Source organism: Virgibacillus flavescens (assembly GCF_050574275.1).
Classification (GTDB): Bacteria; Bacillota; Bacilli; order Bacillales; family Amphibacillaceae; genus Virgibacillus_F; species Virgibacillus_F flavescens.
In genome coordinates this window covers 208349-225750 of sequence record NZ_CP192260.1, presented here as the reverse complement: position 1 = coordinate 225750, position 17402 = coordinate 208349, and the positions used below count along the sequence as shown (strand labels likewise).

Annotated in this window: 16 protein-coding genes and 1 riboswitch; of the genes, 15 read left to right on the top strand and 1 reads right to left on the bottom strand. The window is 41.5% G+C overall.

The window, feature by feature from the left end:
* The first annotated feature begins 145 nt into the window (after positions 1-145).
* The 12 genes from VBD025_RS01040 to purH all read left to right on the top strand — a co-directional run bounded on the left by VBD025_RS01040 (position 146) and on the right by purH (position 12849).
* Positions 146-754, top strand: a complete 609-nt coding sequence (locus tag VBD025_RS01040) for a hypothetical protein (protein ID WP_430788462.1) — start codon at positions 146-148, stop codon at positions 752-754.
* 297 nt (positions 755-1051) lie between these two features.
* Positions 1052-1151: riboswitch (purine riboswitch) on the top strand.
* Positions 1152-1286: 135 nt separating this feature from the next.
* The gene (gene purE / locus VBD025_RS01035) at positions 1287-1778 is read left to right on the top strand and encodes a 5-(carboxyamino)imidazole ribonucleotide mutase (protein ID WP_430788460.1); all 492 of its coding nucleotides are present in this window, start codon (positions 1287-1289) and stop codon (positions 1776-1778) included.
* Positions 1765-2892: a 5-(carboxyamino)imidazole ribonucleotide synthase gene (purK, locus tag VBD025_RS01030; protein WP_430788458.1), complete on the top strand. Its 1128-nt coding sequence runs from the start codon at positions 1765-1767 to the stop codon at positions 2890-2892. The genes purE and purK overlap by 14 nt, the downstream gene beginning before the upstream one ends.
* Positions 2892-4187, top strand: a complete 1296-nt coding sequence (gene purB / locus VBD025_RS01025; RefSeq protein ID WP_430788456.1) for an adenylosuccinate lyase — start codon at positions 2892-2894, stop codon at positions 4185-4187. Before purK ends, purB begins: the two co-directional genes overlap by 1 nt.
* A 10-nt stretch (positions 4188-4197) precedes the next feature.
* Complete coding sequence (purC, locus tag VBD025_RS01020) at positions 4198-4908, top strand: phosphoribosylaminoimidazolesuccinocarboxamide synthase (protein ID WP_430791218.1); 711 nt, start codon at positions 4198-4200, stop codon at positions 4906-4908.
* A complete protein-coding gene (gene purS / locus VBD025_RS01015) occupies positions 4908-5159 on the top strand; it encodes a phosphoribosylformylglycinamidine synthase subunit PurS (RefSeq protein ID WP_430788454.1) in 252 nt (83 codons plus the stop codon). Before purC ends, purS begins: the two co-directional genes overlap by 1 nt.
* Positions 5156-5839, top strand: a complete 684-nt coding sequence (purQ, locus tag VBD025_RS01010; RefSeq protein WP_430788452.1) for a phosphoribosylformylglycinamidine synthase subunit PurQ — start codon at positions 5156-5158, stop codon at positions 5837-5839. The genes purS and purQ overlap by 4 nt, the downstream gene beginning before the upstream one ends.
* Complete coding sequence (purL, locus tag VBD025_RS01005; protein WP_430788450.1) at positions 5823-8051, top strand: phosphoribosylformylglycinamidine synthase subunit PurL; 2229 nt, start codon at positions 5823-5825, stop codon at positions 8049-8051. Before purQ ends, purL begins: the two co-directional genes overlap by 17 nt.
* Positions 8027-9436: an amidophosphoribosyltransferase gene (gene purF / locus VBD025_RS01000; RefSeq protein ID WP_430788448.1), complete on the top strand. Its 1410-nt coding sequence runs from the start codon at positions 8027-8029 to the stop codon at positions 9434-9436. Before purL ends, purF begins: the two co-directional genes overlap by 25 nt.
* A gap of 273 nt (positions 9437-9709) precedes the next feature.
* Positions 9710-10732: a phosphoribosylformylglycinamidine cyclo-ligase gene (gene purM, locus VBD025_RS00995; protein WP_430788446.1), complete on the top strand. Its 1023-nt coding sequence runs from the start codon at positions 9710-9712 to the stop codon at positions 10730-10732.
* Positions 10725-11297 (top strand): phosphoribosylglycinamide formyltransferase, encoded by a 573-nt coding sequence (gene purN, locus VBD025_RS00990; RefSeq protein WP_430788444.1) that lies wholly within the window; start codon positions 10725-10727, stop codon positions 11295-11297. Before purM ends, purN begins: the two co-directional genes overlap by 8 nt.
* Before the next feature lie 19 nt (positions 11298-11316).
* A complete protein-coding gene (gene purH / locus VBD025_RS00985) occupies positions 11317-12849 on the top strand; it encodes a bifunctional phosphoribosylaminoimidazolecarboxamide formyltransferase/IMP cyclohydrolase (RefSeq protein ID WP_430788442.1) in 1533 nt (510 codons plus the stop codon).
* Between the two features lie 12 nt (positions 12850-12861).
* On the opposite strand, the gene VBD025_RS00980 is transcribed toward purH, so the two are convergent.
* Positions 12862-13110 carry a hypothetical protein gene (locus VBD025_RS00980; RefSeq protein ID WP_430788440.1) on the bottom strand — a complete coding sequence of 83 codons (249 nt, stop codon included), beginning with the start codon at positions 13108-13110 and terminating at the stop codon, positions 12862-12864.
* Between the two features lie 70 nt (positions 13111-13180).
* Between VBD025_RS00980 and purD the strand changes: the two genes are divergently transcribed.
* From purD to VBD025_RS00965, 3 genes are all read left to right on the top strand, one after another.
* Positions 13181-14431 (top strand): phosphoribosylamine--glycine ligase, encoded by a 1251-nt coding sequence (gene purD / locus VBD025_RS00975; protein ID WP_430788438.1) that lies wholly within the window; start codon positions 13181-13183, stop codon positions 14429-14431.
* 133 nt (positions 14432-14564) lie between these two features.
* Positions 14565-16307: an adenine deaminase C-terminal domain-containing protein gene (locus VBD025_RS00970; RefSeq protein WP_430788436.1), complete on the top strand. Its 1743-nt coding sequence runs from the start codon at positions 14565-14567 to the stop codon at positions 16305-16307.
* A 30-nt stretch (positions 16308-16337) separates the two neighbouring features.
* The gene (locus VBD025_RS00965) at positions 16338-17387 is read left to right on the top strand and encodes a DUF3048 domain-containing protein (RefSeq protein ID WP_430788434.1); all 1050 of its coding nucleotides are present in this window, start codon (positions 16338-16340) and stop codon (positions 17385-17387) included.
* Positions 17388-17402: the final 15 nt, after the last annotated feature.

Genomic DNA, 17402 nt, shown 5'->3' with positions numbered 1-17402 from the left:
ATAAACCAATTAAATAAATATATATTAACACAAAAGTTAAAATATAATAGATAAATTGGATAAAATGGGTATTTATGACTATTTTAAACTAGTATTAATAATATATAATAATATTTATCTTAATATTTTGAGGAGGAAGAATAATGTGAATAGTGTTTTTTGCATTTTAATTTTCTTTGGGTTAACCCTATCAATAGTTGGAGGTTTACCTTTGAAAAGTGTATTGGCTACGTCGGGTGATAACTTTAGCACAACCGCCAGTTATGAAGCGGATACGTTACAAGTTACTGTTGAGTATGAAAACAATACCCCTATTTCTAAAACCGTTATCAATGAAGGGGGTATGGATGTTACTCCGCATTTAGAGGGAGATGCACCAAATTTGTATACTATGAATGGAAGTAATCCAATCTCACCATTATATATACCTAGAGAAGGGAATATGAATTATTATTTTATTGATAGTTTTAATGCTTCCTCTGCATTTGTTGATACCTCATCAGAATGGATCTTTCAGTATGTTGCAGCGGTAACACCTGCCAAACTCGCTAAAAGTATATGGGGAGCTGCCGCGGGATCTGCAATATTTAATACGTTTCACAATCCACCAAGCAGAAGATACTACACTACAAAAATTTATCAAGCACAAGATAATTATTACTATTATGGAAAAGAAGTTACTTATGAATATTCTAATTCAGCAAGGACAAACCTAACTAAGTCAGATACATTTGTTTACAAAATAAGAAAATAGTTGCTCTGTTAGATACATTTATTATAAGATTTGTGATTAAAATATCAAATCCTAAGTTCAGCATAGAATTCTGAACTTAGGATTTTGTTTTGAATATCAAACTTAAATGAAAAAGATTTTCAACGGTATTAGACTGTCGATAGATTTGTAATACAGTTATATTATAACTTTAAATAGTCTTTCCAAAAATCAGAAGGGGAATTATTACAGCACATCAAAATCCGAACGTTTATTATTATGTAATGATAATCGTTCGATATTTATTGACATAGACTAGCGATATTTGTTATTCTTAAACTACAAATGAATACGTTTCCTCATATATCGCTGAGAATATGGCTCAGAAGTTTCTACCCGGCACCGTAAATGCTGGACTATGAGGGAAGATGAATCGTTGCACATAGGCAATGGTCCGTTTTAATGTGCTAAAGATAGGTCTATTCATCTTCTCTCATAACTGAGGGAGATGAATAGACTTTTTTAATTGATTATATACTATGCGTTTATTAATGAAATGAGAAAGAGGGATTTTATGGCAATGGTAGGCGTGATCATGGGAAGTATTTCTGATTGGGAGACAATGGAGCATACGTGTAACGTCCTTGACGAACTTAAAATTCCGTATGAAAAAGATGTAATTTCGGCACATCGTACACCTGACAAAATGTTCGAATATGCTAAAACTGCTCGAGATCGTGGATTGAAAGTTATCATCGCTGGAGCAGGCGGTGCAGCGCACTTACCTGGAATGGTCGCATCACAAACCACACTGCCAGTGATTGGAGTACCTGTGCAGAGCAAAGCGTTGAGTGGACTTGATTCCCTATTATCTATTGTACAAATGCCTGGTGGCGTTCCTACCGCTACAGTAGCAATTGGGAAATCAGGAGCGAAGAATGCAGGGATCCTTGCTGCACAAATGATTGGAGCGTTTGACCCGAAAGTGGCAGATCAATTAACGGCGTATCGCGAAAAAATGCAGGCAAGCGTGGAAGAAATGAGGGCTGATCTTGAAAAAAAATAACGCAATTTTACCACCTAAAACAATTGGAATTATTGGTGGAGGACAGCTTGGAAGAATGATGGCTGTGGCGGCGAAGTACATGGGCTATCAGGTTGCTGTACTCGATCCAACGCCAAATTGTCCAACTGCGCAGGTTTCAGATAAACAAATTACCGCTGCCTATGACAATATGGATGCAATTAAGGAATTAACGGAAATTAGCGATGTCATCACATATGAATTTGAAAATGTGGATCTGGCAGCTGCTACTTATATAGAAGAAAAAGGAAAACTGCCGCAAGGAGCGCTCGCGCTTGAGATTACCCAGAACCGTGAAAAAGAAAAGCAAGTAATGCGTGACGCCGAGCTGCCTGTTCCAGAGTTTTTCATTGTGAAAAATGGGTCGGAATGTAAGTCAGCATTAGAAAATATTACGTATCCTGCTGTAATTAAAACCTGTCGTGGCGGATATGACGGCAAAGGACAGGTTAAGTTAACAAGTGAAGCAGATATCGATGAAGCGGCAGCGTTTGCGGACAAGCATCAGCACTGCATCATTGAGCAGTGGGTGACATTTGATAAAGAAATTTCAGTCGTGTTCACACGTGCGCAAAGCGGCGAATTCGAATTTTTCCCAATTGGCGAAAATGAACATAAACATCATATCCTTTATCAAACTACCGTTCCAGCGAGCATCAGTGACACAGTTAAACATAAAGCAATTGATGCAACCATTAAACTATCCGAAAAAATGAATATTGTTGGTACATTTGCTATTGAGATGTTTGTAAGCGGGGATGATATTTACTTGAACGAAATGGCTCCACGTCCACACAATTCAGGACATTACACGATAGAAGCTTGCAATATTTCACAATTTGGTCAGCACATTCGAGCGGTTTGTGGCCTGCCACTAGCGAAAGTAGAATTATTGCAGCCATCTATTATGGTAAATATTTTAGGGGAGAATATGGATCAGGCATTGAAGCATATGTCGATTTCTGGTGACGGTTATATCCACCTCTATGGTAAAGATGCAGTAAAAGAGAAACGGAAAATGGGACACATCACATTCATTGCAGATACAGCAGAAACAGTTAACCAGCAAGTTGCAGCTTATGAGGGGGAAAAATAATGATAGAACGTTACACACGCGAAGAAATGGGAAGTATTTGGACAGAAGAAAATAAATTTAAGGCATGGCTGGAAGTGGAGATATTAGCTTGTGAGGCTTGGAGTGAACTTGGTATCATTCCGGCTGAAGACGTTAAGGTAATGCGCGAAAAAGCATCGTTTGATATGAATCGGATTTATGAGATTGAACAAGAGACACGCCATGATGTGGTAGCGTTTACGCGCGCGGTATCCGAGACGCTTGGCGACGAACGCAAATGGGTACATTATGGATTAACGTCAACAGACGTCGTTGACACAGCACTTTCTTACCAGTTGAAGCAGGCAAATGTAATTATACGTAAGGACCTGACGAACTTTGTACAGATCTTAAAAGATAAAGCAATTGAACATAAACATACCGTTATGATGGGACGTACACATGGTGTACATGCAGAGCCTACTACATTCGGCTTAAAGCTGGCATTATGGTATGAAGAGATGAAACGTAACCTGGAGCGCTTTGAACACGCTGCTGCAGGAATTGAATTCGGTAAATTATCCGGTGCAGTTGGAACGTATGCAAATATCGATCCATCTGTAGAAAGATACGTATGTGAGAAACTGGAGCTGCAGCCAGCACCGGTATCCACACAGACGTTACAGCGTGACCGTCATGCAGAGTATGTAGGGACGCTTGCATTAATTGGAACATCGATTGAAAAGTTCGCTACAGAAATTCGTGGACTGCAAAAAACAGAAACACGTGAAGCGGAAGAGTTTTTTGCAAAAGGTCAAAAGGGATCTTCTGCAATGCCGCACAAACGTAACCCAATCGGATCGGAAAATATGACTGGAATGGCACGCGTATTACGTGGATATATGATGACATCGTACGAAAATGTTTCACTATGGCACGAACGTGATATTTCGCATTCATCTGCGGAACGTGTGATATTGCCTGACGCGACAATCGCGCTGAACTATATGTTAAATCGCTTCTCCAATATCGTGAAAAATTTAACCGTTTTCCCGGAAAATATGAAACGCAATATTGATCGTACACACGGTGTTATCTTTTCACAACGTGTCTTGCTTTCCCTAATTACTAAAGGAATGGCGCGTGAAGAAGCTTACGATATTGTACAGCCTACAGCGATGCAGGCGTGGGAAACAGAAACACACTTCAGACAGTTAATTGAAAGTGACGAACGATTTACAAGCATGCTGAGTGAATCGGAAATCGATGATTGCTTTGACTATACGTATCATTTGAAAAATGTAGATCAGATTTTTGACCGAATTGGACTTTCGTGAGGTGACGATGATGAAGGGTGAATTGATGTATGAAGGAAAAGCGAAAAAGGTTTTTCGCTTAAAGGATAATCAGGAACAACTTGTTTTATCGTATAAGAATGATGCGACAGCGTTTAATGGCGAGAAAAAGGATAGCTTTGACGGAAAAGGCCGATTGAACAATGAAATATCATCATATATTTTTGACTATCTGGCGGAACAGAACATTCCATCACATTTTATCGAAAAGTTAAATGAAACGGAACAGCTTGTATATGAAACAAAAATTATTCCGATTGAAGTGGTTGTTCGCAATATGGCTACAGGCAGCATTACGAAACGGTTGGGAATTAAAGAGAAAACACCATTTAACCCGCCACTTGTTGAATTATTTTATAAAGACGATTCGCTCGGAGATCCGCTGATTAATGACGAGCACGCACTTTTTCTATCTGACGCTAGCGAACAGGATCTGGCTGCAATTAAAAAGATGACGCTTGAAATTAACACAGTACTGCAGAAGCTTTTCAATGAAATTAACATAACGCTGGTTGATTTCAAACTGGAATTTGGCCGTCTGAAAAGCGGAGAGATTGTATTATCTGATGAGATTTCACCTGATACGTGCAGATTATGGGACCGTGATACACAAGCAAAAATGGATAAAGATGTTTTTCGTCAAGGTATTGGCGATTTACTGGTGGTTTATAAAGAGATCCTACATCGACTGGAGGAAAGATGATGAAAAAAGTAACGGTTTATATCACATTAAAGCAAGGGGTTCTTGACCCGCAAGGTAAGGCTATTCAAACTTCATTGCATTCATTAGGGTATGAAGAGGTAGAGGAAGCGCGCGTAGGTAAATTTATCGAACTGAAAATTGACGATAAAGAGAACCTCGACGAACGAATAAAAGCTATGTGTGACCAATTACTTGCAAATCCGGTTATTGAAGACTTTCGATTTGATGTGGAGGAGGCTGTTCAATCGTGAAATTTGCCGTCGTAGTTTTTCCAGGTTCGAATTGTGACCGAGACATGTATCATGCAGTTAAAGATATCATCCAGGAAGATACCGATTTAGTATGGTATCAAAATAGTAACCTTGAAAATTACGATGCCATTTTATTGCCTGGCGGATTTTCCTATGGTGATTACCTGCGTTCAGGATCGGTTGCAGCTACATCATCGATTATGAAGCAAATTAAAGCACACGCTGAAAAAGGAAAGCCGGTACTTGGAATCTGTAACGGATTTCAAATTTTACTCGAAGCGGGACTGCTTCCGGGTGCGATGCTTCGGAATAAAAACCTTGCGTTTATGTGTCATCAGGAGCCGTTGCAGGTTATAAATAACACGACAATGTTTACGAGCAGCTATGAAAAAGATGCGGTTGTTCGTTATCCGATTGCACACGGCGAAGGAAACTATTTTTGTGATGAAGCTACATTAAAAGAATTACAGCAAAACAATCAAATCGTATTCACCTATAAAAATAATCCAAATGGTTCGGTAGCGGACATTGCAGGAATCATGAATAAAGAAGGAAATGTACTTGGAATGATGCCACATCCAGAGCGGGCAGTTGAAGAACTTCTTGGCAGTGCTGACGGTGTGAAACTTTTTCAATCAATCGTGAACAATTGGAGGGAATCACATGTTGCTAACGCATGAAATCAATCCTGAAAAAATAGAAGAAGACAAGCTTTACCAGGGAATGGGCTTAAGTGATGACGAATTCGGAATGGTTAAAACGATTTTAAACCGTCGTCCGAATTTCACTGAAACGGGCATCTTCTCCGTTATGTGGTCTGAGCATTGCAGCTACAAAACGTCAAAACCGTTATTAGCTAAATTCCCGACAAAAGCTCCACACGTCCTTCAGGGACCAGGAGAAGGCGCTGGAATTATTGATATCGGCGACGAACAGGCAGTAGTTTTCAAAGTGGAAAGTCATAACCATCCATCAGCAGTTGAACCATATCAAGGTGCAGCAACTGGTGTTGGCGGTATTATCCGCGATGTCTTCTCGATGGGGGCTCGTCCGGTAGCATTGATGAATTCGCTGCGGTTCGGAAACTTGACCACGGAGCGTGTAAAGTATCTTTTCAGAGAAGTTGTTCATGGAATTGCTGGTTATGGTAACTGTGTTGGCGTGCCGACAGTCGGTGGCGAAGTTCAATTTGACGATAGCTATGAGGACAATCCGTTAGTAAACGCAATGTGTGTTGGTCTAATTGATCATAAGGATATCCAAAAAGGAATTGCTGCAGGTATTGGTAATACGGTGATTTATGCTGGAGCGGCAACAGGACGCGACGGCATTCACGGCGCAACATTTGCATCAGACGATTTGGCGGAGGACGCGAATAAAGATCGTCCAGCCGTTCAAGTTGGCGATCCATTTATGGAGAAACTTTTAATTGAAGCTTGTTTAGAAGTAATCCATTGTGACGCGCTTGTTGGCATGCAGGATATGGGTGCAGCTGGCCTTACGTCTTCAGCGAGTGAAATGGCAAGTAAAGCTGGTACCGGTATGGAAATGAATCTGGATCTTGTTCCACAGCGCGAAGAAAACATGAACGCGTATGAGCTGATGCTTTCTGAATCGCAGGAGCGGATGCTGCTTGTTGCGAAAAAAGGACAGGAACAGGAGATCATTGATATTTTTGAAAAATTTGGACTGCAAGCTGTAGCTGTCGGGGAAGTAATTGAAGAAAAAACCTTCCGCTTGAAGCAGCATGGAAATGTTGTTGCAGATATTCCAGTTGACGCGCTGGCTGAGGAAGCGCCGGTTTACAATATGCCATCAAAAGAAGCGGCATATTTTAAGGAATTTCAAAAACAGCCAGTAACGACTCCAGCTGTAGAAGATCATGCAGAAATGCTGAAGAAATTACTGCAGCAGCCAACAATCGCAAGTAAAGAATATGTATATGATCAATATGATTCCATGGTACAAACAAATACGGTTGTGGCACCAGGGTCGGATGCAGCGGTGGTGCGTATAAAAGGCACAAACAAAGCACTCGCAATTACGACCGATTGTAACTCTCGGTATATTTATTTAGACCCGGAAACAGGCGGGAAAATAGCTGTTGCCGAAGCGGCACGTAACATCGTATGTTCTGGAGCACGTCCACTTGGATTAACCGATGGATTGAATTTTGGAAACCCAACAAATCCAGAAGTATTTTGGCAAATGGAGAAAAGTGTTGAAGGCATGAGTGCAGCGTGTAACGAGCTTGCGACGCCTGTAATCAGTGGAAATGTTTCGTTGTATAACCAATCAAGAGGCAAATCAATTTTCCCAACTCCGGTAGTAGGGATGGTTGGATTGGTTGAGTCGCTTGACCATCTTACACCAAGCTACTTCCAAAACGCTGACGATCTCATTTATCTTATTGGTAAAACGAAGCCTGAATTTGGTGGAAGTGAACTGCAAAATGTAATCGAAGGTAAGTATTCCGGAAAAGCTCCACATATTGATCTGACAGTAGAAAAAGAACGCCAAAATCAATTGCTCGCTGCAATTCGTCAAGGTCTGGTTACTTCTGCACATGATTTAGCTGAAGGAGGACTTGGAGTTGCACTTGCGGAGAGTGTGTTTACAGACAAAGGACTTGGTGCTGAAGTGTCGATAGGTTCTGACGCAACAGTTGAATTGTTCAGTGAAACACAATCCAGATTTTTAGTATCGGTAAATCCTGCTGATAAAGAGAAGTTTGAAGCTAGCGTGAAGGATGCAAATCAAATTGGCGTTGTAACAAACGACGGGAAATACGTCGTGAAATCAACTGCAGGAGAAGTAATGAATCAAGAGGCTACAACACTTCAATCTTTATGGAGAGGAGCTATTCCATGCTTGCTGAAATCAAAGGCATAAACGAAGAATGTGGTGTATTTGGAATATGGGGTCACGAAAAGGCAGCAGAAATCACGTACTATGGTTTACACGCCTTACAGCACAGAGGTCAGGACGGTGCTGGTGTGGTAACAAGTGATGGAAAAAAGCTTAAATTGCATAAAGGTCTAGGACTAGTGAACGACGTCTTCAAGCATGCTAAATTTGACGAGCTTCAAGGAAACGCAGCGATCGGTCATGTGCGCTATGCTACGCAAGGTGATGGTGGATATGATAATGTTCAGCCACTATTATTCCGTGCGCAAAAAGGAAGTCTTGCTATGGCGCATAATGGAAACATCATGAACGCACATAAGCTTCGCGGTGAACTGGAGCAAGAAGGAAGTATTTTGCAAACCACTTCAGATACAGAAGTATTAGCACATCTGATTAAACGAAGTAAAGAAGAAGATTTTGAAGATGCAATTATGGAAGCACTTCGCAGCCTCGTTGGCGCGTATGCATTTATCATTCTGGATGAGGATACGATGTATGTAGCCGCAGACCCAAGAGGGTTACGCCCGTTATCGCTTGGCAGATTAGGTAACAGTTATTTAGCAGCATCAGAATCATGCGCATTCGATTTAGTTGGTGCAACGCTTGATCGTGAAGTGGAGCCTGGTGAACTGTTAATCATTAATAAAGACGGTATCCGTTCCAGGAAGTTTGCCGAACCGGAACCGCGTAATATGTGCGCGATGGAATATGTTTATCTTTCAAGACCTGATAGTGATATAAACCGTGTAAACGTTCATGCTTCACGAAAAAAAATGGGCGTTGAATTAGCAAAAGAAACGCCAATTGATGCGGATGTTGTAACAGGTGTCCCGGATTCAAGTATTTCAGCTGCCATCGGATACGCTGAAGAAACAGGTCTTCCTTATGAAATGGGAATTATCAAAAACAGATATGTGGGACGTACGTTTATTCAGCCGTCACAGGAACTGCGCGAACAAGGTGTGAAAATGAAGCTTTCTCCAGTTCGAGGAATTGTTGAGGGGAAACGTGTTGTTATGATTGATGACTCGATTGTGCGTGGAACAACAAGCAGAAGAATTGTGCGGATGTTAAAAGAAGCTGGAGCAGCAGAAGTACACGTAAGGATTGCATCACCACCACTTCAGCACCCTTGTTATTATGGAATCGACATGTCCACACGGGATGAATTAATTGCAGCCAATAATACAATTGATGAAATTGCAGAAATTATCGGTGCGGACAGCCTTGCTTATTTGTCTGAAGAAGGACTTGCCCGTGCTATTGTTCGTGAAGATGTTCCAAATCAAGGAATTTGTACAGCCTGCTTTACCGGGAAATATCCAGTTAAGGAAAAAGGGCAAACAGAAATTAACTATACAAGGCTATAATTCGATTGGAATTTAGTTTGTAATTGTTTACTAGCACGTAAGGAAAGTATAAACGGTTAGAGCAAATGCCGGTATAAGTAAAACTTCGGCATTCGCCATTAAAAACGAGGCGAATGCCGAGTTTTTCTAACGGGTTTCGGCGAAATACAGTCGGGTTCCGTGAAAATACAGTCCGAAGTTGGCGGTTTAGCGTCGGGTTTCAGTTAAATACTGTCCAAACCCGACCGTTTACCAGCCAAACTCAAAACTTCAAATTAAAAAGGTGGGTCCATAATGTCTGACGCGTATAGAGATGCTGGAGTCGATGTTGAAAAAGGCTATCAAGCTGTTGATTTAATGAAGAAGCATATTGCCAAAACGAATCGAAAAGAAGTACTTGGTGGTGTGGGTGGATTCGCTGGATTGTTTGACTTAAGTGGTTTCAGCTACAAAGAACCAGTGCTCGTGTCTGGAACCGATGGGGTAGGAACGAAGCTAAAGCTTGCGTTTCAACTCGATACACATGATTCTATTGGTAAAGACTTAGTCGGTATGTGTGTCAACGATATTGTTGCCCAAGGTGCTCAGCCGTTATTTTTCCTTGATTACATCGCATGCGGGAAAAATAACCCGGAAATGATTGAGCAAATTGTTGCCGGTGTAGCAAACGGATGCGTTGATGCTGGTGCAGCGCTGATCGGTGGTGAAACTGCTGAAATGCCTGGTATGTATCAGGAAAATGAATACGATGTAGCTGGATTCGCGGTCGGTATTGCTGAAAAATCAAAACTGATCACTGGAGAAAATATTCAAGCTGATGACGTCATAATTGGACTTCCGTCAAGCGGAATTCATTCCAATGGATACTCACTGGTGCGAAAGATCGTTGCAGATTTGGATTTAACACAAACCTACCAAGGTCTATCAAAGCCACTAGGAGCAACTCTATTAGAACCTACAAAAATTTATGCAAAACCTATTTCAAAGCTTACAAAACAACTAGATGTAAAAGGTATTTCACATATTACTGGTGGAGGTTTCTATGAAAATATCCCACGAATGCTGCCTGGGAATCTTGGTGTGGAAATTGATCGAAGCAGCTGGAACACACCTGAAATTTTTTCTTTCTTGCAAAAACAAGGGGATATTTCAGATCGTGATATGTTCGGCGTATTTAATATGGGTATCGGTATGGCTGTAGTTGTCGAAAAAGATAAGGCAGATCTTGCAGTTGATATTTTACAGGATAGCGGCGAATCTGCCGTAGTAATCGGAACAGTATCAGATCAAGAAGGAGTTCGTTTTACCAATGAATAAAATCAAAGCAGCTGTATTTGCTTCTGGAACAGGAAGTAATTTCCAGGCGATTTTGGACGCTAATGAAAATGGCGCGCTTGGTTGTGAAGTAGTGCTGGTTGTGTGTGACAAACCTGGTGCTGGCGTTTTACAAAAAGCAGAAAGTGCTGGGGTGCCAGTAAAAGTAGTTGATCCGAAAATATATTCCAGCAAAATAGCCTACGAAACGGAAATTGTTACGGTTCTTCAGGATGCTAAAGTAGAGTGGATCTTTTTAGCGGGGTATATGCGAATTGTCGGATCAACAATTCTACAGGCATTTGAAGGCACAATCCTGAACATACACCCATCATTACTTCCTGCGTATCCTGGACTGGACGCGATTGGTCAGGCCTTTCGAGCTAGAGCGCTGACTACCGGTGTAACGATTCACTATGTGGATGAAGGTGTCGACACTGGACCAATTATTGATCAGGAAGCAATAGAAATACTGCCGAGTGATACAGAAGAAACACTGCAGAAACGAATTCAGGAAATTGAACATCGACTTTACCCAAAAGTAATCAAACATGTACTTAATAGATAAATGAGTGAGGAGTTTTTTCATGACGAAGCGTGCACTAATTAGTGTTTCCAATAAAGAAGGTATTGAAGTTTTTGCAAAAGGCTTAAGTGATCTTGGATATGAAATCATTTCGACTGGTGGAACATTGAAAGCAGTCAAACAAGCAGGTATAGATGCTAAAGCTGTCGAGGATATTACAGCATTCCCGGAAATACTGGATGGCCGGGTTAAAACACTGCATCCATTTGTTCATGGAGGATTGCTTGCTGACCGCAAGAATGAAAACCATGTGAAACAACTTGAAGAACATAACATCACACCGATTGATCTGGTTGTCGTAAACCTTTATCCATTCAAAGAAACATTAGCAAACGAGTCTACAACCAACGCTGACAAAATAGAGAACATTGATATCGGCGGACCGACAATGCTTCGAGCAGCAGCTAAGAACTTTGCTAACGTTGCAGTAGTAGTTGATCCAGCCGACTATGCCAAAATTTTAACTACATTAACGGAAGACGCATTAGATGAAAGCACACGACGCGAACTAGCTGCTAAAGTTTTCCGTCATACTGCAGAATACGATGCGTTAATTGCAGGATATTTTAATGAACAGACAGATGAGAAGTATCCGGATACCTATTCGGTAACCTTTGAAAAAGTTCAATCCCTTCGTTACGGTGAAAACCCTCATCAGCAGGCGGCTTTTTATAAACAAGCACATGCTTCGTCATATAGCTTAGCCACTGCAAAACAGATGCACGGTAAAGAATTGTCCTACAACAACATACAGGATGCGAATGCAGCGCTTGAAATTATTGCTGAATACACAGAACCAACTGCGGTTGCTGTTAAACACATGAACCCATGCGGAATTGGTGTAAGTGATTCAATTGTTCATGCATTTAAAAAAGCTTACGACGCTGACTCCATCTCCATTTTTGGCGGAATTGTCGCGTGTAATCGACCAGTAGATGAAGCGACTGCTGTATTATTGCGTGAAATTTTCCTTGAGATTGTCATCGCACCAAGCTTCACAGATGAAGCGTTAACTATATTGACCGAGAAGAAAAATATTCGATTGCTGGAAGTAGCGATGGATAAAGGGGAAAATAATTCCCAAAAGATTACCAGTGTAAATGGTGGTCTATTAGTTCAAGATCAGGATAAAGGTATGGCAAGCAAAGGTGAGTGGACATATCCAACGAAACGCAAGCCTTCTGAAAAAGAAGTTACAGACTTACTATTTGCATGGCGCGCAGTTAAGCATGTGAAGTCAAACGCAATTGTTTTGGCAAAAGATGACCAGACAGTAGGCGTTGGTGCTGGGCAGATGAACCGAATCGGCGCTGCACATATAGCAATTAAACAGGCTGGAGATAAAGCAACGGATTCAGTTCTGGCGTCAGATGCATTCTTCCCGATGCCGGATACGGTTGAAGCTGCAGTAAAAGCAGGAGTTACTGCAATCATTCAACCTGGCGGGTCCAAGCGTGATCAGGATTCCATTGACGTATGTGATGAACATGGCATCGCTATGGTCTACACAGGAATGCGCCATTTTAAACATTAAAATTGATGGTGTTTATCGGTATTCGCACAGAAAATCAGGATTATCGCGCACCACATCACGAAAGTCGCGCACCGACCTGTGATTATCGCGCACCACATCACGAAAGTCGCGCACCGACCTGTGATTATCGCGCACCACATCACGAAAGTCGCGCACCGACCTGTGATTATCGCGCACCACATCACGAAAGTCGCGCGCCGACCTGTGATTATCGCGCACCCGATCACGAAAGTCGCGCACCGATCCAGGATTATCGCGCACCCAACCACAATTTTCGCGCGCACCACAACACAGCAACCACGAACAAAGCTTAACTGAAAGGAGTTCTCCTATGAATGTACTAGTTATCGGAAAAGGCGGACGGGAACACAGTATTATTATGAAACTAGCTGAAAGTGATCGTGTGAGCGGTATTTATGCTGCACCAGGAAATGGCGGAATTGCTCAGCAGGCTACTTGTATTGATATAAACGAGACAGAAACAGAAAAGTTAATTGATTTTGCTAAAACGAATCAAATTGAACTAACAATAGTTGGACCGGAGAACCCATTACTTGATGGTATTGCAGATCAGTTTGAAGCTGAAGGACTTCGCGTTTTTGCCCCAACAAAGGAAGCGGCACTATTAGAAGGCAGTAAAAGCTTTGCGAAGGAATTCATGCAAAAATATGATATTCCAACGGCAGGATACGCAACATTTACGGATGCGGAAGCTGCTAAAAATCATATTCGAAGTACCGGAGCGCCTATTGTAATTAAAGCGGACGGCCTTGCTGCAGGAAAAGGCGTTGTTGTCGCAGAAACCGTGGAAACAGCACTTGATGCCGTGGACTCCATGCTAGTAGATAAAGCATTTGCTGCTGCGGGAGAAACCATCGTAATCGAGGAGTGCTTAGTAGGTAAAGAGTTTTCGTTGATGGCATTTGTTAAAGAAGGAAATGTTTATCCAATGTTACCGGCACGCGATCACAAACGAGCATTTGACGATGACGAGGGGCCAAACACTGGTGGTATGGGAGCATATGCACCAGTTGCCGACGTTACTTCTGATATCGTGGAATATACAACGCGCGAAGTACTGCAAAAGACAGCAGATGGCATGATGGCAGAGGGGCGTCCTTTTACCGGAATTCTATATGCTGGACTGATGCAAACAGAAAATGGTCCAAAAGTAATTGAATTCAATACACGCTTTGGTGACCCGGAGACGCAAGTCGTTCTACCACTGTTGGAAAATGATCTATTGCAGGTGTTCCTGGATGTTTTAGATGGGAAAAACCCACAATTAACATGGGAAAACAGTGCAGCGATAGGTGTAGTGCTCGCATCAAATGGCTATCCAGGCTCGTATGAAAAAGGAATTCGCATACCGGCAATTGACCCGGTTGAAGATGCGTACATTGTCCACGCTGGTACGAAAAAGCACGCTGACGAATTAGTGTCAGATGGCGGTCGTGTTCTACTTGTTGGAGCAAAAAAAGCTACCATCGGGCAAGCGGTAAACAGTGTCTATCAAACATTAAACAAAACAGATAAAACAGAAGAATTCTTCTATCGAACCGACATCGGCCAAACAACATAAATTGGAAATAAATGGGGGAGGTACCTGGTACCTTCCCCATTTATTTCCTTTTGCTTTCGCGCGCCAAAACGTTAGTGTGTGAAAGTGTAAAATATGATACGATAAAGAAAATATAAAATTGGAGAGTTGTTCTATGGTGGATAGTGGGTATCGTTGGCGAAACCGTGAATTACGGGAACATGTTGCGGTCATTGATGGCAGCGTTGCGCCAACAAAAGTGTTAACAAATGGAATCTACTTGAATGTGTATACAAAACAATGGCTGAAAGCGAATATATGGATATTAAATGATCGAATTGTTTATGTGGGAGATCATATACCAGATCAAATGCATGGTGTGGAACAGCTTGACTGCGAAGGGAAGTATATAGTTCCGGGATATATTGAACCACATGCTCACCCATTTCAATTGTATAACCCAGAAGAACTTGCTAGACACGCAGCCAAATTTGGTACAACTACTTTAGTAAATGATAACTTAATGTGGATGTTTCTCTTGAGTAGAAAGAAAGCGTTTTCTTTAATTAAACAATTCGACAAAATGCCTATTTCGATGTTCTGGTGGGCACGTTTTGATTCGCAAACTGCGCTGCAGAAGGAAGACGCCATATTTAACAGCGAAACCATATTATCCTGGCTGGATAACAAATCTGTTGTTCAAGGTGGCGAGCTAACCGCCTGGCCGAACCTGATGAGAGGGGATGACCGGCTTCTTTACTGGATGCAGGAGGCAAATCGTTTAGGTAAACCAATTGAAGGTCACTTGCCGGGGGCATCTGAGAGGACATTAAATAAAATGAGGCTGCTTGGTGTAACTTCTGATCATGAATCGATGACGGCAGAAGAAGCAATGACCAGACTGCGCCTTGGCTACCATGTAGGGTTGCGTTACTCATCTATTCGACCTGATTTGCCGCAGATCCTTGAAGGATTGGTGGCTGAAGGAATTCATTCATATGATAGCTTAACAATGAATACAGACGGCTCCACGCCAGCATTCTACGAAAATGGATTAATGAATGTTTGCATCAAAATTGCAATTGAAAAAGGCGTGCCGGTAGAAGACGCGTATAGTATGGCGAGCTTTAATGCGGCGAAACATTTCGGGTTTGAAAATGAACTAGGAAGCATTGCACCTGGTAAAGTTGCACATATTAATATATTGGAAGATAAAGAGAACCCCGATCCTGCCAGTGTACTGGCAAGTGGAGAATGGATAAAGAAAGAACAGAAGGTAGAAAGCCTTCCTTTTAAACTGAATTGGAAAAAACATGGAGTTGGCCCGGTAGAATTTGATTGGGCGTTAACCGAGAATGACCTGCAATTCTCCATTCCAATTGGACTTGATCTGATGAACGATGTCATCATGAAGCCATATGCAATTGGAACAGATGTAACGATTGAGCGTCTGCCAGAAAGAAACAATGATGCATTCCTGTTGTTCGTTGATAGAAATGGAAAATGGCGGGTAAATACAACGATTCGTGGGTTTACTAAAAAATTAGGGGCAATTGCAAGCTCTTATTCTACTACAGGGGATATTGTCTATATTGGAAAAAGCAAAAAGGATATACTTATAGCGTCGAGCAGACTTCAGGAGCTTGGCGGTGGAATTGTGGTGGCGCATGAAGGAGAGATTATCTTTGAACTTCCCCTGACCTTAGGAGGAATCATGCATGATGGAAAAATGGAGGATTTAATTGCGCAAGAAAAAGAGTTGAAACACATATTAAAAGAATTTGGTTACCTTTATGGTGATCCTGTCTACTCCATTCTATTTTTATCTGCTACACATCTTCCGTTTATTCGAATCACCCAGCGTGGAATAATTGATGTGAAGAAAAAAGAAGTGCTCTTCCCAGCGATCATGCGTTAGTATAAACTAAATCTAAAAGGGTGAAAACAAATGAAAAAGACATTTTTCTTTCTAATTATAACGATTGCTGTTTTACTTATTGGGTGCTCAAAAGAGGAAAACAACGTTACCAATAATGGAGAGAAAGAAAGTGCTGTAGAAGAAAAGTCCGGTTCGCCGGATGTTAAGGAAAATACAGCCGAAAACGTTTATCCTTTAACAGGGCTTGAATCAAAAGGGAAAGTAGAAAATCGTGCGATAGGGGTTATGGTCAACAATCATACTAAAGCGCGTCCTCAGTCAGGTTTATCAAAAGCTGATATCGTTTTTGAAATACTCGCAGAAGGACAAATCACTAGGTTTTTAGCTGTCTTTCAAAGTGAATTACCAGAAGTGATTGGACCGGTCCGGAGTGCCAGAGAGTATTATTTTGAACTGGCTAAAGGCTATAATGCTTTGTACGTTTATCATGGGGCAGCGACTTTTGTTAATAAAATGATTCAGGAACGTGGCATCGAACACTTAAATGGTTCGTTATATGATAATGACGGAAACCTGTTTAAGCGGGAAAGCTTTCGAAAGGCACCGCATAACTCGTATGTTCAGGTTGATGCGATTTATGATGTAGCAAGTTCAAAAGGGTATTCCGTAACGAACAATACGAAGCCACTGCCGTTTTTGGACAAAAGTGGGACGGAATCCATAACCGGAGATGGTGCATCACATGTCGAAATTGTTTATTCTGATCAACCAATGGAGATAGTAGAATACAACTATGATGCGAAATCGGAAAAATATACACGATCAAGTGATAGAGAAAAAACGGTAGAACTAAATTCGGGTGAAGCGATTAAGCTGGATAATATTTTCATCGTAGAAACCGAACACGAAGTAATCGACAGTGCCGGCCGCAGGGAAGTTGATATTACATCTGGCGGTGACGGTTATCTAATCCAAAAAGGGAAGATCATGAAGGTCAAATGGAAGAATCAGGATGGAAGAATTATTCCATTCAAAGATGGTGAACCGGTTGGATTTGTTCCGGGGAAAACCTGGATTAATGTTGTTCCATTAAATACACCGATAAATGTTACGAAATAAAGCGGGGGATATAAA

Bases quoted from the DNA above. Each gene is read 5' to 3' on its own strand.
- purS (WP_430788454.1), top strand. From the start codon at position 4,908: ATGAAAAAAGTAACGGTTTATATCACATTAAAGCAAGGGGTTCTTGAC.
- VBD025_RS00970 (WP_430788436.1), top strand. From the start codon at position 14,565: ATGGTGGATAGTGGGTATCGTTGGCGAAACCGTGAATTACGGGAACAT.
- purM (WP_430788446.1), top strand. From the start codon at position 9,710: ATGTCTGACGCGTATAGAGATGCTGGAGTCGATGTTGAAAAAGGCTAT.
- purN (WP_430788444.1), top strand. From the start codon at position 10,725: ATGAATAAAATCAAAGCAGCTGTATTTGCTTCTGGAACAGGAAGTAAT.
- purB (WP_430788456.1), top strand. From the start codon at position 2,892: ATGATAGAACGTTACACACGCGAAGAAATGGGAAGTATTTGGACAGAA.
- purF (WP_430788448.1), top strand. From the start codon at position 8,027: ATGCTTGCTGAAATCAAAGGCATAAACGAAGAATGTGGTGTATTTGGA.
- purH (WP_430788442.1), top strand. From the start codon at position 11,317: ATGACGAAGCGTGCACTAATTAGTGTTTCCAATAAAGAAGGTATTGAA.
- purD (WP_430788438.1), top strand. From the start codon at position 13,181: ATGAATGTACTAGTTATCGGAAAAGGCGGACGGGAACACAGTATTATT.
- purL (WP_430788450.1), top strand. From the start codon at position 5,823: ATGTTGCTAACGCATGAAATCAATCCTGAAAAAATAGAAGAAGACAAG.
- purE (WP_430788460.1), top strand. From the start codon at position 1,287: ATGGCAATGGTAGGCGTGATCATGGGAAGTATTTCTGATTGGGAGACA.
- purC (WP_430791218.1), top strand. From the start codon at position 4,198: ATGAAGGGTGAATTGATGTATGAAGGAAAAGCGAAAAAGGTTTTTCGC.
- VBD025_RS00965 (WP_430788434.1), top strand. From the start codon at position 16,338: ATGAAAAAGACATTTTTCTTTCTAATTATAACGATTGCTGTTTTACTT.